Genomic DNA, 1,489 nt, shown 5'->3' with positions numbered 1-1,489 from the left:
GGTGAAGACCCGGTACGTCCCCTGGACGTCCTGGCAGGCCGGCTCGACGATCTGGCCGAACGCCATCCCGGGCGTCTCCTCGACGCAGGCCGAGAGCTCCGGCATGTCCGTGTACGCCCACGAGTTCAGCCACATCCTCGGCATCGGCGACAACTACAACAACCCCTACGGCGACCCGCCGCGCCGCGCCTACAGCGGCCCGTGGGACATGCTCAGCCGCGGCACGTTCAACGGGCCCGGCGGCCCGCACAGCCGGTGGACGATCCCGGCGACGGGCGGCGGGTCCATGGGCGCCCAGCACATGCTGCGCAACAAGCTGAAGCTCGGCATGGTGGACGCCGGCGACGTGCTCCAGCTCAGCCGGGACGGGCTCGCCGCGTCGGGCATGGTCGTGGCCAACGTGACGGCCCGGTCGGTCGAGCCGGGCAAGGGCGGCCTGACCGGCATCAACGTCAAGCTCGGCGAGGGCGGCGACAAGAGCCCGAAGTGCGACACCGGCGCCGACCCGCTGTGCGACGGCGGCGGCTACGACAACTACACCCTCGAAGTCGTCGACCGGATGGGCACGGACTCCTTCACGCCCGACTCCGGCGTCCTGCTGGCCAAGACCAAGGACCAGGACCGCGCCCCGTTCATCTGGGTCGAGGACGCCAACCCGCAGGACATCGACAAGGTCGACTTCGTCCTGCCCGACGGCACCCCGAAGAAGATGACGATCGGCGACTACCGGCAGCTCTCCGACGCGCTCTACCACGCGGGGACGAACTCCGGCAGCGAGTACGAGTACGTCGACCAGGCGAACCGGCTGCACTTCTACGTCCTGAACCTCAGGCGGGACCGCAGGGGCGTGCTGTCCTACACGGTCGCGGTCAGCTCGCTGGACGGCGCCGGGCCGCAGCGGCGCGGCGTGCGGGTCGACTCCGGCCCCGCCCGGCCGACCGGCGCGGGCTGGACGAAGTGCACGATGACGCTCACCAACACGGGCCGGGGCGGTGACGGCCCGCACGGCTCCGACGTGTTCCGTCTCAAGGCGTCCGTGTCCGGTGCCGGCTGGACCACGTGGCTGCCGAACGAGCTGGCCACCGCCCCGGCGGGCGGCCGCGCCAAGGTCGAGGTCTGGGCGAAGGCCGGGCCGGGCGCCTCCCGCCACGCGCGGCTCAGCCTGACGGGGACCTCGGAGAGCGCCCCGTCGAAGTCCGACTCGGGGACGTGCGCCCTGCGCTGACCCTTACCGGACGGGACGGCCTCCTCTCGGGGCCGTCCCGTCCGCGACGTCGGGGGAGGCGGGGGTTGACGCCGCCGAAGTAATGGGCCGCGAACCCTAAGTTGTCTTTCCCTAGGTCATGTCGGGGTCGTCCGGAGCTTCCGGCTGGGTATGTCGCGCACTGTGACGATCAAGAGACGTACGGTGACAGCGGTCTCCCGGCCGGGAACCGCGGCCGTCGCGGCGGGCGTCCTGGCGGTCGCCGGCCCGGGCGCCGCCCTCGCG

General features: G+C 72.1%; 1 protein-coding gene. It reads left to right on the top strand.

Features of this window, described 5'->3' with window-relative positions; translation table 11 throughout:
• Positions 1–1,225 (top strand): metallopeptidase domain-containing protein (locus tag ABWI04_RS42710; protein ID WP_502913227.1); only part of this gene is annotated, 1,225 nt, incomplete at its 5' end.
• Positions 1,226–1,489 lie beyond the last annotated feature (264 nt).

Origin of the sequence: Actinomadura sp. NPDC000929 (assembly GCF_040492065.1) — a bacterium.
Lineage (GTDB): Bacteria > Actinomycetota > Actinomycetes > Streptosporangiales > Streptosporangiaceae > Spirillospora > Spirillospora verrucosospora.
Note: the sequence above shows the minus strand (reverse complement) of the source record. Positions and strands in the feature narration are given on the sequence as shown.